The organism is Adhaeribacter aerolatus, assembly GCF_007991635.1.
Taxonomy (GTDB): domain Bacteria; phylum Bacteroidota; class Bacteroidia; order Cytophagales; family Hymenobacteraceae; genus Adhaeribacter; species Adhaeribacter aerolatus.
In genome coordinates this window covers 150,925-166,639 of the sequence record NZ_BJYS01000007.1, presented here as the reverse complement: position 1 = coordinate 166,639, position 15,715 = coordinate 150,925, and the positions used below count along the sequence as shown (strand labels likewise).

Sequence of the window (15,715 nt, the reverse complement as noted above, 5' to 3'; positions counted from 1 at the left end):
TATTATAGATGTGGGTCGCTGCATTAACGTGGGCGGGTGCTTGACTAAAACGCGCGATGCACAGACCAGCCTAGGTGCTCCAAGTAAGCGGGAACTTTGCCTGGTAAGCCCGGAATATTTAACTGCAAACAGGGAAATCAGTTTACCTGGCAGTAGAGAAGTTTTTGAAAGCTATTGCTATTTATATTGGTATGGATAGAAAGGAAGCGCTTTTAAAAACAGCTTTCTAGAAAAGATTAGCCTACGATTAGATGCCGGCCTGTTTTCCTGAATTTGGCGACGATAATGGCATGAATTAATACCGGAGAATTAACTATCGGATAGAAAAGTACAACCATAAACCCCATCAGCGAATCAGCCGAAATTAAGCAGTTGCGCCGTTCAAAATATTGGCTTGATACAATTAAAAAAGTAAAAAAGTGGCCTGATATAATCGCGGTACTATGTTCTGCCTAAATTGTTTATCAAAATAAATTATACTTATTATGATGCTGGAAATTAATAAAATTTTAATATATTAAAGATTCTTACCATAAGTTAAAATCTATATCCACCGCAACTATATGGCCAAGCTTATTATCACGATTTCAGACGCAGAAATATGGGCGGCCTTCAGAGAAGGCGAGGAACAGGCATACGAATACATTTATAAAAAATTTGCGCCGGTCTTGCTCAATTACGGACAACACCTGATTCAGGACAGGCAGTTGGTTGAAGATTGTATGCACGACCTTTTTGTGCAATTATATGAACATAAGGCAACACTTGGAAATACAGATTCTATTAAATTTTATCTTTTCCGGTCGCTGCGCCGGAAAATAGCAGAAGCCGTTGCGCATCAGAAGAAATTTGGCAAAGATCTCGATCTGGAGCAGGGCAAGGGATTTGAAGTAGTGTCATCTCCGGAAAATCAGATGATTGATGAAATATCTGTTCTGCTAAGAGACAATACGTTGCAGGATGCCATAAATCAACTTCCGAAGCGGCAAAGAGAAGCTTTATATTTATTATATTTTAACCAGCTTAGCTACAAAGAAATTTCCGCGATTATGACCTTAGAAGTGAGAACAGTTTACAATCAGGTGCATAATGCTTTAGAAAATTTGAAAAAGCATCATTTACTTGTAAAACCTTTGTTATCTATGATCTTAGCCGTTCATTGCCCTTTCTTAGTTTAAGATACTCCCAAAGTACAACGTCACTGATCTACTATTTACTTTTCGAGGAAGCTATAATCTGATGCAAGTACAGCCGGTGGATAAGGCAAATCAATATTAAGTAAAATACCTTCTGAAAATTCTTTTCTCTGCCGCTTTCTATCCCTTTTGGCGCCGCTATTAACCCAGCTTTAAATCTTATTAGAAGTCATCTTTCCGGCACCAGTTGTTTAGCCTGCCGGATTTAGTTCCGGCTCTTCTGCTGCTTTGTTTACATAGCTCCTCATCAGAAAAGCTGATTATCAACTTTCAACAGAAGCATTTCCTCTGCTTTTGCTTCGAAATCAAAAGTCCACATCAAATTACCTCCCCGATAAAGCACCTGACTGATATACCGCTCGGTTTAAAATTGCTTTGAAAGAGCATTTAAAAATTAAAATAAAAATAATTAGAAAATTTCTGGTAAAAATCTAATCATAATCCCTTTGTTATATTAAAGTGTTCTTCGAAAAAACAAAGCAATGAACTACGAATCATATACCGCTTCTGAATTGGCCGCTGACCCGTACTTTGTGCAATGGGTAAAGCAACCAGATAATGAAAGTGATGTATTTTGGTCGGAGTGGCTTTTGCATCATTTTGATAAAAAGGAAACGGTGGAAGAGGCCCGCCAAATGGTGCTGCTCCTACAGTTTAATTGGGACTCTAATACGGAAGAACGGGTAGACGATCTGTGGCAGCGGATTTCGGCAACTAACCGGGTATCCGGGAAACCGGCAGAACAGGTATTACTTACTCCTACTACCGAGGACCGGCATTCCTGGTATAATTGGTCGGGGGTGGCTGCTTCTATTCTAATTATAGCCTTGCTTTCGGCTTTAATTTTTCTGAGCCAGCGAACTGTTAAAATAAACGAACCGGAACAAAACCAAGAACTTGCTGCAACAGACCGGTTAATCCGCTACCAGACCGGAGCAGGTGAAATAAAGACACTTACACTTCCTGATGGATCGGAGGTAGTATTAAACGCCAATTCTACTCTAACCTTTAAACCGCAATGGGGCTTTGACAGGGAAGTCTGGTTGTCCGGAGAAGCTTATTTCTCGGTAAAGAAAATAGCCGGCGCAAGCAAAAGAAACTCCGGAATGGCAAAATTCACCGTCCAGACTTCCTCCCTACAGGTGCAGGTTATCGGTACCGCGTTTAATGTGTCGGACCGCCGGCAGCAAGCCGTCGTCGTGCTAAACTCAGGAAGCATCAAGCTTCAATTGCCTTCGGACACTACCATCCTGATGGAACCGGGAGAATTGGTTACCTATGAGCGGGAGCAGCAAAAGCTGGTAAAAAAAGAAGTAAAGCCAGAGACCTACAGCGCCTGGAAAAACAGCGAATGGATACTCGATAACCTGACCTTAGAAGAATTAGCGGCCAGGATTGAAGAAACTTATAGCGTGAAGGTAGAGATCAGAAACCAGCAGCACAGCAACGGCGGCATTTCAGGCGTGGTTCCTACCAAAAATCTAAATATTTTATTAGAAGCCCTGGCTACTACCCTAAAGGTTAAGGTAACCCGCACCCAGAACAAAGTTATCATTGAATAAGCATTTACCTATTCCACCATAATAATTTTAGTTACCTACTTAAACATTCTCAAAATATGAAAAGACATAGACTCATTTTCCGGCTTATGCTGGGAATTCTGGTCGGGTATTGGTTGGGCCACGGGCAAGCCACCGCTCAGGCACTAGCTTCTTTATCACAGGCCAAGGATTCTCACCCACCAACAAAAGAGACATCCCGGCCCTTACAGCATGTTCTGGAGAATAACCTGAAAGAAAGCCGGGGTATTTATTTTATGTACAAAGGAGAGGATTTAAAAGACAAGCAAGTGATTCCCAGGTTCACGGCTACGCAATCCGTGGAAAGTATTCTGGAGGACCTGCTCAGGCCAATTGGGCTTACTTTTAAAAAGATAGATAATATCTACGTAATCTTCAACGCGCATGATCAGGCTGAGAGTACCACGCTTCAGCAGTTTGAGAAGGCTGTTGCTGTGGTGAATGTCAGCGGGAAAGTGGTCTCTAGCCGGGGAGATGCCCTGCCGGGAGTAACAGTGGTGGTGAAAGGGACCAATTCCGGCACTACAACCGATACAGACGGAAGATTTAACCTGGTTATTCCGGATAATCAAGCCAATCCCATTCTGGTGTTTTCCTATATTGGCTTTACGAACAAGGAAGTGGCCGTAAATAACCAAACCATTGTAAATATAACTTTAGAAGAAGAAAGCAAAACTTTAAACGAAGTAATGGTAGTAGGGTATGGTACCCAGAAAAAAAGCGACATTACCGGTACCGTAGCTTCTTTGCCTAAAGAAAGATTGGAAATGGTGCCCAACCTGAATGTTGCCCAGGCTATCCAGGGCGCTGTAGCCGGGGTAACGGTCCGGAGTTCGAGTGCGGGCGCACAACCCGATCAGTCTATCATGGTAAGAGGGCGCAACTCGATTACGGCCAACAATGACCCCTTGATTATTGTGGACGGTATTCCTTATGGCGGCCGGCTAAACGATGTCAATCCCAATGATATCGGTTCAATCGAAATTTTAAAAGATGCTTCCGCTGCTGCAATTTATGGGTCCAGGGGATCGAATGGTGTAATTCTGATTACGACCAAAGAGGGTGCCATTGGAAAAACCAGCTTTGCTTACGAAGGTAAATATTCGTTAACCGACGTTACAAAAGTTAACCGGATGCTAACCGGGCCGGAATTTTATGATTTTAAAATGACCCGGAATGCCAAAGCCATGACCCTAAGTGAAGAGCAGGTTTTAAAGGACGGTACCTGGACCGACTGGACCAAACTGGCGATGAGAAAAGGTCATACCCAGGATCATAACCTGACGGTTTCGGGTGGTTTTAATAAAACCAAGTATTATATTGGTTTAGGCTATACCGATATAAAGGGAATTGCCATTAACGATGATTTTAAGCGTTTATCCAGCCGCATAAACGTCGAAACCAAAATATTGGATTGGTTAACCATTGGATCGCGTACCCAGCTAACGGCTGATAACGCCAGTGGCGCCGAAGCTAATTTCCAAAGTGCCCTGCAAACAAATCCACTTAGTTTGCCCTACGACCAATACGGAAAATTAACCATCTGGCCATGGCCGGATAATATTATTGTGGGCAACCCGCTTAGTCCAACGCTTTATGATGATCTGGAAGAATCTTACCAGATTTTGTCTAACAACTACGCTGTCGTCGATTTTCCTTTTATAAAAGGTTTAAGCTACCGGCTCAACACCGGGGTAAGAAAACGATTTACCGACCAAGCCCAATACCGGGGCCGGGAAACGCAATCAGGCCTGGAATCTTTGGGCCGTTCAGCCACCAGCAACTCCGTTAGCAGCAATGTTGTTATTGAAAATATACTTAATTATAACCGGGAAATAGGAAATCATACCATATTCTTCACGGGCTTATATAGTTACCAGGGCGATAGATCCAAAGCAAATTCGCTCAGTGCCAGCCGGTTTCCCAACGATTTCTTTTCCTGGTATGCCTCCAACCAGGCCGCTGTCCGGGAACCATCGCATTCCTTTAGCGAAACAACGCTGCTTTCGCAAATGGCACGTTTAAATTATTCATATGGTAGCCGCTACTTATTAACCTTAACCATGCGCCGGGACGGGTATTCCGGATTTGGTTCCAAAACCAAGTGGGGTACTTTCCCCTCCGTTGCGGTGGGCTGGAACCTGGCTAACGAAGACTTTTTCCCGCTAACTAATGTTTTCAGTGAATTAAAACTCAGAGCTTCCTATGGCCTGAACGGAAACCAGGCTATCGGGGCCTATGAATCTTTATCGCAATATGTGGTTGCCAACTACTCAAGCGGAGCCGAGGCCGTTATTGGCTACAAACCAAGCCGGCTGGGGCTCGACAACCTGGGCTGGGAATCTTCCCGCAGCTTAAACCTGGGCATGGACTTCGGTATTTATAAAGGTAGAATATCGGGTAATCTTAACTGGTATAAAACCAATACTTTCGATTTACTTTTGAACAGGAGCATCTCCGCTATTCATGGCATTACCCCCTCTACCCACCTGCCTAGTGGTTGGATTCATCCTTCCGTAACCGAGAACATCGGCGAAACCCAAAACAAAGGGGTGGAACTGGTTATAAACTCCAGAAACCTGGTTAATAAATTCCAATGGTCTACTACCGGCAATTTAGCTTACAACAAAAACAAAATACTCTCTTTGTACGGGGTTAAAAATGAGGATGGTCGGGAGATAGATGATGTTGTAAACAACTGGTTCATTGGCCAGCCCATAAGCGTAAATTACGATTTTGTATGGGATGGGGTGTGGCAGCTAAACGAAGAAACAGAAGCAGCAAAATATGGCACCAAACCGGGTTATGTTAAATTAAAAGACATAAACGGCGACGGCAAGCTAACCGCTGATGACCGCCAGATAATTGGCCAGAAAGATCCCAAACTCCTGTGGGGAATATCCAACACCTTCTCTTACGGTAATTTTATGCTGAGTGTCTTTATTCATGGCGTGCAGGGCGCCACGGTCAGAAATTACCTGATGCAAGACAATGTGCAAGGGGCTGAAGTGCGTTTTAACACCCTAAAAAAGAATTGGTGGACGCCGGAGAACCCTACCAACGACTGGGTGATGAACAAGGAACTGGCTACAAACATGGCCGGGTTCACCGGCAATATTTATGAAAACCCCGACTTCATCCGGATTAAAGATGTCTCTTTTGCCTACGATCTGCCCAAAAACCTAATTGGGAAAGCCGGCTTAAGCCGGTTAAAAGTATTTGCAACCGGTCGTAACCTGTTTACCATAACCAAATGGACCGGGATGGACCCTGATTTATTTGACCAAAACAGCCAGCAAAGGATACCGATGCAAAAGGAATATGTTTTTGGCTTAAGCCTGGGATTGTAAAACCTAAAAATAGGAGTAAGAATATTTAATATTAATTACCATGAAAATTTCATTAAAATATATAAAAGCTGGTCTTCTAGTACTGTTCCTGTTTGGATGTTCCAAAGATATTCTGGAAGAAAACCCGCCCAATCTTTTGTCCGGCGAAACTTTATATACCAACCTGGCCGGTTTTGAAGCAGGCCTGAACGGCTTGTATAATTTAGCCCGGCATGGCCGGTGGCAATCCGAAAAAATAGAGTATGCCCTGAATGGCGTAGATAACATGACCAGTAACTATAAACGTAGTAATATTTACTATGCCTGGAAAGCCACAAATAGTCCGGCCGATGATGATTTATTAGAGGTGTTTGCCTGGTATTACGAAACCATCAATGCCGCCAACACTATTATAACCCGGGCCGAAAATAAGGAAGTTGACTGGGTAGGCGGCAGTGGTACGCCCGAAGTAAATAAAAACCGGGTAATTGCCGAAGCAAAAGCTATTCGGGGATGGGCCTACCGGGGCCTTACTTATGGTTGGGGCGATGTTCCGCTTAGTCTTACGGAATACACAGGTTCCACCATCCGGTCCGACTGGGAGCGGGCGCCGGTAGCTGACGTCAGAAAGCAAATAATCTCGGATTACAAGTTTGCGCAGCAACACATTCCTACGGAGGGCTCCTTGCCCGGCCGAATTACCAAAGGCGCAGTTCAGACTTTTATGGCCGAGATGTATCTTACCCTAAATAAACCCGATAGTGCCCTTTATTGGGCAGATCAGGTAATTACCAACCCGGCCTATAAACTGGTTACCCAACGGTATGGGGTTCAAAAAAGCAATCCATTAGGCAGCCCTTACGGCGATATGTTTAAAGAAGGAAACCAGAACCGTAATCAGGGAAATACCGAAGCCCTGTGGGTTTTTCAGTTTAACTTAAATAGTATCGATGAGCAGGGAAACGAGATGAGTCGGGCTGTTACCGGCAATTACAATTTATGGGTTATTAATGGTAAAAGACCGCTGCAATATACTTATGAGCGGGGCGGCAGAGGCAAGTCTTATTTTGCGGTTACCAAATGGTTTGTAGATAGCTTTGAACCCCAGGATGATAGAGCGGCAAATTATATTTTAAGAAAATATTTTATTCTGAACAATGCAGCAGCCAATGCGCCTTACGCCGCCGATATTTTACCTTCGGGTTATAGTTATGGCGATACTTTATGGACCAATTGGTCTAAACCAATTTCGGCCACCCACAATAGTTTACCAGACTGGCCTTATTCCAGAAAAGGTGAAGGCAGTGACCCCCAAAATTTAGCGGCAGATTTCAGTTGGCACGATTTAATTTATTTAAGGCTGGCAGACACTTATCTGCTCAAAGCAGAAGCCCAGTTTAAAATGGGTAATGCGGCGGCGGCGGCAACTACCCTAAATATAATACGGCAAAGATCTAAAGCAAAGCCTATAACTGGGGCCGATGTAACAATCGATTTTATTCTGGATGAGCGTTCCCGGGAATTAATAACCGAAGAAGATCGCAGATATACCTTATTGCGAACAAATAAATGGCTGGAGCGAACAAAGAAATACAACTTTTTTGGCGGAGAAATGGTGGCCGAACGTGATGTCCTTTTTCCTATTCCGCAGGATGTTATTGATTCCAACCTGGCCAAAAAAATGACACAAAACCCCGGCTGGAATTAAAAAACTTAGAACCCAAAGATGCGGAGGTTACTTACCCGCTTGGCTGAGGAGGATTTACCAGGTTTATTCAAAACCTAATCTTTTCATTTATCACTTGGTAGCATCTGGCGGCAGATTTGTAATAATCCTTTAGCTCTTTGTAAACCAATAAAACCTGTTAATTCAGAACAAAAATAAAGATGAGTGTACCTTTCCGAACGGGATAATATATCCCGTCCTTTTTAACAAGCAGGTTAAGGTATACGTCTTAAAATCTTACAAATGGCTGAAAAACAAAGCATATAAGGGTTTGATATCTGAATTCAGTATTAAATAATCATGTAAATAATTTTTATACACAATTTTATTAAATTATAATTTTTACCTCCTGATAATTTTATGATGAAGCACTTTTTTACTTTTCTCTTACTCCTTTACGTACCCTTAGTAGTATTCTCACAAGAAACCGAGCTGGTAAAACCCAAGAAGGTTTTATCTACCAAATCCAGAGGAACCTTGCCGGCTTTAATCCGCGGCCCTTATTTGCAGGTGGCCACTACCAATAGTATGGTAATTCGCTGGCGTACCGATGCACTGTCGAGAAGTCGGGTACGCTACGGAGCCACGGCAGAAAACCTGAACCTGACGGCTGACGATACGAAACTCAAAACCGAACACATTATTAAACTTACCGGCCTTATGCCCAACACCAAATATTATTATTCCATCGGCAGTTTACAAGATACCTTACAACGCGGTGCGGACAATTTTTTTGTTACCCTGCCCCCGGCCGGAGAAGAAGGCAAATATAAAATTGGTATTTTCGGCGATTGCGGCCAGAACTCAGTATTGCATAGAAGTGTAAGAGACCAGTTTATTAAATATTTGGGCAACAATACCTTAACCTCCTGGATGTTGTTGGGTGATAATGCTTACCCGGATGGTGAGGATGCCCAGTACCAGACCAACTTTTTTAATATTCATAAAGATAATTTACTCAAAAAATACCCACTGTTTCCGGTACCCGGCAACCACGATTACCACGATATTGAATTTACCAACGCGGTGGCCCAGAGAACCCACGAGATATCCTATTATTCCAATTTCTCGATGCCGACAGAAGGCGAATCTGGTGGCGTGGCTTCTAATAACCAGGCGTATTATTCTTATGATGTCGGAAATATTCACTTTCTGGCTTTAGACTCTTATGGTATGGAAGAAAATAAATACCGGTTATCCGATACCTTGGGTCCGCAGGTGCAATGGATTAAAAAAGATTTGGCTGCGAATAAAAACAAAGGTTGGGTAGTGGCTTACTGGCACCACCCGCCGTACACCATGGGCTCTCATAATTCCGATACAGAAACCGAATTAGTAAAGATCAGGGAAAACTTTATTCAGATTCTGGAGCGCGCCGGGGTAGATTTGATTATTTGCGGGCACAGCCATAATTACGAACGTTCCCGGATGATGATGGGCCATTACGGCATGGAGCCAACTTTTAATGCGGCGAAATACAATCTAAGTCAATCGTCCGGTAAGTACGATGGTAGTAATAATTCCGGTCCTTATCTGAAAGATGATAAAAATGACAAAGGAATTGTTTATGTAATGACGGGTTCGGTGGCGAGTGTGGGCCGGATGAAACCTTCTTTTCCGCACGATGCCATGCCTTTTGCCAATTCAACCATTGGTGGCTCCGCTATTCTGGAGGTAGAAGGTAACCGGCTGGATTTTAAATGGATTTGCGCCGACGGTGTAATCCGGGACCAGTTTACGATGATGAAAAACGTAAATAAAAAGACAAAAATCAAGGCCAAAAGAGGAGAGCCCTTAACCATGCAGGCATCCTTTCCGGGTAAAAATTACAAGTGGAGCGCTGGTACTGAGAAGACCAGAAGCATTCAGATTGTTCCTACTGCCGGTACCAAAACCTACACCGTTACCGATGAATTTAATAATTTGAAAGATACTTTTGAGGTGAAGGCGGTAAGGTAGGTAACTTAATCAATGCTTTAAAAAGTGGTAGATGAAATTATTCATTATTTCGGGGTAAGGGCAGTTTCGGTGTTGAGATATTAATACGCTGGTTTAATTATTAATCTGGAATAAATTACATCTTAAATGCTTTAGCAACCCTCTAGTATTATTTCTATTTATCATTTTGGAAAGATCTATTGCTTCATAAAAGCCTCGGAGGCAAATACGAAAAAGCGTTAGTAGCTTAGGGATTTTATAAGCAATGGAGCCTTCCCGGATGAAAACAATAAGTTTTGATTTAATACCGGTTGGTTCTGTCCTTTTCGTATTTATAAACTGGTATAGCCATTAAGAGCAGGTTTAAAAATATTCATTTTCTTCGTTTAAATATGCTGACCTTTAAGCCCGTGCTTACGAGTTAAAAATATCTGGGCATTTGCCTGTTTTTTCGCTCCATAAACAAAAGAAGCTAGAATGGCTACAAATGCTCTTATGCAGCAGACTCACAGATACTACGAAGGCAGTAATTACTTAAGAAATGGTTCACTATTTTCCGGTGCCCCAATTATCGAATACATTGCTCTAAATTTTTTAGGCTAAAAGCAGTTTATCGGCCAAATTAGCTTATACAAAAATGGTTGATTTTTAAAAATCGCCACTTGAAATTATAGTAAAAGCTAAAGAAAATAGCCTATCTTTCATTTGCTTTGTTAAAATAAAATTTAGTATTTAAATGCTTGCATTTACAAATATATTTTCTTTTCTTTCATTATATTAATCTGCAAAAATTTAAGGGTTTATAAATCAACAATCAAGTGGTGCTTTACTGAGAGTTATAGACCGATTTACCTTATCTGCTATCATCAGCCATTAAGCCAGATAGTTTTTCAGTACCCTTTCAAATTTAACGCTTAAAGCTACTATCATGAGAAAAAATATACTACTGGCGCTCACGTGGCTATCTTTTACTATATTTTACCAGGTTTCCGGCTATACCAAAGGGGTAGGGCATGTTCCAAGTATAGTGCTACAGCCTGCTTTCAAAAGTACACCTCTTATTAATAAATTAAGAATTGCAGCAAAAACGGTGCAGGGGAAAGTAACTTCCGAGGCGGGGGAGACCCTGATAGGAGTAACCGTAGTGGTTAAAGGAACTACAATTGGTACCAGTACAGACGCTTCCGGCAACTACACCATAGAGGTACCGGATAATGGCGGAATCTTGGTTTTCTCCTACATCGGTTTTATAACCAAAGAAGTAATGGTTGGGAATGCTACCATCCTTAATGTAACGATGGTGCCGGATGCGAAAGCGCTGGAAGAAGTGGTAGTAGTGGGATATGGTACCCAAAAGAAAAGTGATATTACGGGCGCCGTGGCTTCCATTCCGAAAGAAAGGTTAGAAATGGTACCCAACCTAAATGTTGCCCAAGCCATACAAGGAGCTATTCCCGGGGTGGTCGTACAAACAACTTCAGCAGGAGCTTCGCCAAATCAGTCCATTATGGTTAGAGGTCGTAATTCCATCACGGCCAATAATGATCCGCTGATTGTAGTGGACGGCGTTCCTTATGGCGGGCAGTTAAATGATATTAATCCCAATGATATACAGGGAATAGAGATTCTAAAAGATGCTTCATCGGCTGCTATTTACGGTTCTCGCGGGGCCAATGGCGTTATTTTGATTACGACCAAAGAAGGAGTTAAAGGTAAACCTACATTTTCTTATAATGGAAAATATTCTATTATGGGCCTTACTAATTTACCCGATGTAATGGATGGCGGAGAGTTTTATAAATTTAAAATGGATCGCCGCCCCCAGCACATGACTGAATATGAAAAAGCAAATTTTGAAGCAGGCAAATGGATTGATTGGTACGATCTGGCCTTACGAAAAGGAGCCAGCCAGGACCACAATATAGCAATGTCTGGCAGCACCGAAAATGTTAAATATTACTTATCAGGCGGGGTAATTGATGTTAGAGGATTGGCGGTAAAAGATGATTTTCTGCGGGCAACCAGCAGAATTAACCTGGACGTTAAATTTACTAATTGGCTTTCAGTGGGTACTCGTACGCAGTTATCTTTAACCGATCAGAGTGGTATCCCGGCCAACTTTGATGATATACTAAAGGGCAATCCGCTCACTACCCCCTTTAATGAAGATGGAACTTTAACCATTTTTCCCTGGCCCGGTAACGAAGACCATGTGAACGCGCTTGAGAACACGGTATGGAACAATACGAGTAAATCTTATCAGGTAATAACCAACAATTTCGCGCTTATAAATTTTCCTTTTATTCCGGGTTTATCATACCGGTTAAATTCTGGTATTAGAATGACGCTTGATGATGACGCTACTTACATAGGCAGAAATTCGACCACCGGTTTTAAGGAACGGGGAAGATCGGAAACCAAAAGAGCTATTTTTAATAATACCATTCTGGAAAATATTTTATCTTATTCAAAAGAATTTGGTAAGCATAACATTTTTGCCACCTCGGTATTCAGTTTCGAAAAAAACACTTTTAACGCTACCCTCATTAATGCCCAGGGATTTCCCCATGATATTCTAACAAATTTTTCGGTTAGGGAAGCTAAACTGATTGAGCCTAATTATTTATATAATTCCACTCATCTTATTTCCCAAATGTTGCGGGTGAACTATTCCTTTGCCAGCCGGTATTTGTTGACTTTAACTGCCCGCCGGGATGGTTATTCCGGCTTTGGTTCCAATTCAAAATGGGGTACATTTCCATCCGTTGCTGTAGGGTGGAATTTAAACGAAGAAGCTTTTTTCCCCTGGAAAGATTTCTTTAGTAATCTAAAATTAAGGGCCTCGTGGGGTTTAAATGGAAACCAGGCCGTAGGAGCATACCAGTCAATTTCGAGGTTAAGTACCTTAAATATGGTTGATGCCAAAGAAACAGTTGCTGGTTACGAACCAAGTGTATTAGGGCAAGAAAACTTAGGCTGGGAATCATCCAGAACCATTAATTTGGGTTTAGATTTCGGGTTGCTGCAAAACCGATTATCAGGCGATGTTAACTTCTTTAAAACCAATACAACAGATCTGCTTTTAAAACGGACAATATCGGGCGTGCACGGAATTACCAGTATTACGCAAAATATTGGGGAAACCCAAAACACCGGTTTAGAACTCTCGCTGAATTCAAAAAATATACAAACCAGCAATTTCAGATGGCACACCAATGGCAATGTATCTTATATAAAAAACAAGATAGTTTCTTTGTATGGGCAATTAAACGAACAAGGACAGGAAATAGATGATGTGGCAAATGCCTGGTTTATAGGTCAGCCAATTGCGGTTAACTATGGTTTCGAATGGTTGGGTACCTGGCAAAAAGAAGAAGAAACGGAAGCAGCAGCCTGGAAATCCCAGCCCGGATTTGTGAAGTTGAAAGATGTAAATGGGGATGGCGTACTCGATGGCCGGGACAGAACTATTCTCGGTCAAAGAGATCCCAAACTATTATGGGGATTAACCAACTCGTTGACGTACAAAAATTTTACGCTGAATGTATTTGTGCATGGGGTTCATGGGGTAACAAAACAAAACACTTTGATGAGTGATAGAGGTACCCAAAATGAAATCAGGCGCAATACCATTGTTAAGGATTGGTGGACCCCAAATAACCCAACCAATAATTGGGTTATGAATAATGCTGATGCAGAAATAATGAGTGGTCAGGTGGGCGTTTATTACCAGAATGCCAGCTTTATCCGAATAAAGGATGTTTCTCTATCTTATGATTTACCTAAAAACTTTATTGGAAAAATCAGACTGAATGGCGTTCGGGTATTTGCGACTGGACGGAATTTGTATACCATTACCAAGTGGACTAATGGTACTGATCCGGAGCTGAATGATCAGAACAATATTCCTTTACAAAAGGAATTGGTGTTTGGGCTAAATTTACAACTTTAAGTAAGTGACTTCAACTGCTTAGAAAAATTAAATTATGAAAATGAAAACTAAAAATATAGCCACATTTTTACTCATTTTGGTTCTGTTTTCCGGTTGCAAAGATTTGTTCCAGAACCTGGACGAAGAAACGCCTCACCTCATTACAGCAGAATCGTTGTATAAAAACCTTGAAGGGTTTGAAGCCGGATTAAATGGCCTTTATGCGTTAGTTAGAGAAGAAAGAAGCGGTTTAAATGACTATCTGGGTGCACATTGGATAGTGGGTACCGATAATATGGTTGTTAATTATGGGTCTTCCGGCACGAGTTCCTGGAGCGTAGCGTATGATTGGGGTTCCTCTAATAATCCGGTGCAGCCAAGTCACTTAAGGCCGTTTTTATGGCTCTACCGGGTAGTTAATGCGGCCAATACCATTATTAACCGGGCCGAGAATGAAGATGTTAACTGGAGCAGCGGGAGTGGTTCTAACCAGATGGAAAATAAAAACCGGGTAGTAGCGGAGGCAAGAGCCATCCGGGCCTGGGCCTACCGCCACCTCTCTTTTGGGTGGGGCGATGTGCCGCTCAATCTGGATGAGTCCAAAGGTTCAACCATTAAAACCGATTGGGTCCGGACCCCCGTTGCTCAGGTCCGGAAACAGATTATATCAGACTTAATATTTTCGGAAAAGTACATTCTGGTGGAACCGGCTATGCGGGGAAGGTTAACCAAAGGGGCCGTGCAAACGCTTATATCCGAAATGTACCTAACCATTAGCAAACCTGATAGTGCTTTATTATGGGCCGACAAGGTGATAAATACCCCTCAGTACAAGCTAATTACAAAGCGTTATGGTGTTAACGCCAACAAGCCGGGTGTTGCGTTTATGGATATGTTTTACGAAGGCAACGCTAACCGGGCCGAGGGGAATACAGAAGCCTTATGGGTTTGGCAATATGCCTTTAATGTAATTGGGGGCGGAGAAAGTAATTTATTTCATGTCCACAACGGCAGGTATTTTTCAATTAGAATCAATGGCGTAACCCCATTACAGCTAACCTACGAGAGAGGAGGCAGAGGTGTAGCCCGAATATCTTTAACAAAATGGGCAATCGATTTATATGAAAAAAGAGATGAAAGGGGATCGGATTACGCCATAAGAAAATTTTTTACGCTTAAGGACGCGCAAGCAAATGCTCCATTCGCGGCTGATTTATTACCGCCGGGTTATAAATACGGAGATACCATTAAGTTGGATTGGAGTAAAGATATAACCCGGGCTACTGCTAACCGACCGGATTGGCCTTATTCCAGAAAAGCGGAGCCAGGGGCAAACCCGGCTGATTTGGCTAGTTTTGTTCATTACAACGATGCCATTTATATGCGGTTAGCCGCAACCTACCTGCTAAAAGCCGAGGCGCAATACCTGCTTGGTTCGCCGGCCGCCGCCGCCGAAACAATCAATATATTAAGGAGAAGGGCCAAGGCCAGTGAGGTTTCTGCAAATCAAATTAATATTGATTTTATTCTAAATGAAAGATCCAGAGAACTTTTCTTGGAAGAAGATCGCAGGTGGACATTGCTGAGGACCAATAAATGGCTGGAGAGAACCAAAGCGCATAATTTTAACGGCGGGCAGTTAGTTTCGGCCAGAGACGTTCTTTTTCCAATTCCCCAGAGTATAATTGATGCTAATCTTACTACACCAATGCCCCAGAATCCAGGTTATTGAGTAATGTATGTAACCAATATTGGCGCATAATCTGCATATAAACTGGGCATTGAAAAGTTATGTTTGTACTTTTTTGGTTGATAGCATCACTCCTTACAAATGGTATAAGTTATAAAAGCAGATGCCCTTCACTATTAATAATTTTACGTCAGGTCAATAGTTCATCAGTTTTTTTTAGCATTCCTTTCTAAAGAATCGAATAATATAGGAATTTAATAAGCTATCATAAATATTAAAGATATTATTGAAAGAAAAAGAAAATTCTGTATTGCTTTTCCTTTCA

7 protein-coding genes are annotated in these 15,715 nt (G+C 42.1%); all 7 read left to right on the top strand.

The window, feature by feature from the left end; translation table 11 throughout:
• Positions 1-563: 563 nt before the first annotated feature.
• The 7 genes from AAE02nite_RS07065 (at position 564) to AAE02nite_RS07035 (ending at position 15,432) form a co-directional block, all read left to right on the top strand.
• On the top strand, positions 564-1,178 hold the full coding sequence (locus AAE02nite_RS07065; RefSeq protein ID WP_146896384.1) for an RNA polymerase sigma factor: 615 nt from the start codon (positions 564-566) through the stop codon (positions 1,176-1,178).
• 500 nt (positions 1,179-1,678) lie between these two features.
• Positions 1,679-2,758 (top strand): FecR family protein, encoded by a 1,080-nt coding sequence (locus tag AAE02nite_RS07060; protein WP_146896381.1) that lies wholly within the window; start codon positions 1,679-1,681, stop codon positions 2,756-2,758.
• 56 nt (positions 2,759-2,814) lie between these two features.
• Positions 2,815-6,126 carry a SusC/RagA family TonB-linked outer membrane protein gene (locus tag AAE02nite_RS07055; protein WP_146896379.1) on the top strand — a complete coding sequence of 1,104 codons (3,312 nt, stop codon included), beginning with the start codon at positions 2,815-2,817 and terminating at the stop codon, positions 6,124-6,126.
• A gap of 40 nt (positions 6,127-6,166) precedes the next feature.
• On the top strand, positions 6,167-7,813 hold the full coding sequence (locus AAE02nite_RS07050; protein ID WP_146896377.1) for a RagB/SusD family nutrient uptake outer membrane protein: 1,647 nt from the start codon (positions 6,167-6,169) through the stop codon (positions 7,811-7,813).
• Positions 7,814-8,191: 378 nt separating this feature from the next.
• On the top strand, positions 8,192-9,790 hold the full coding sequence (locus AAE02nite_RS07045) for a purple acid phosphatase family protein (RefSeq protein ID WP_218033449.1): 1,599 nt from the start codon (positions 8,192-8,194) through the stop codon (positions 9,788-9,790).
• A gap of 907 nt (positions 9,791-10,697) precedes the next feature.
• Positions 10,698-13,721, top strand: coding sequence for a SusC/RagA family TonB-linked outer membrane protein (locus AAE02nite_RS07040; RefSeq protein WP_146896374.1), 3,024 nt, complete (start codon positions 10,698-10,700; stop codon positions 13,719-13,721).
• 40 nt (positions 13,722-13,761) lie between these two features.
• Complete coding sequence (locus AAE02nite_RS07035; protein WP_170252540.1) at positions 13,762-15,432, top strand: RagB/SusD family nutrient uptake outer membrane protein; 1,671 nt, start codon at positions 13,762-13,764, stop codon at positions 15,430-15,432.
• The last annotated feature ends 283 nt before the right edge of the window (positions 15,433-15,715 follow it).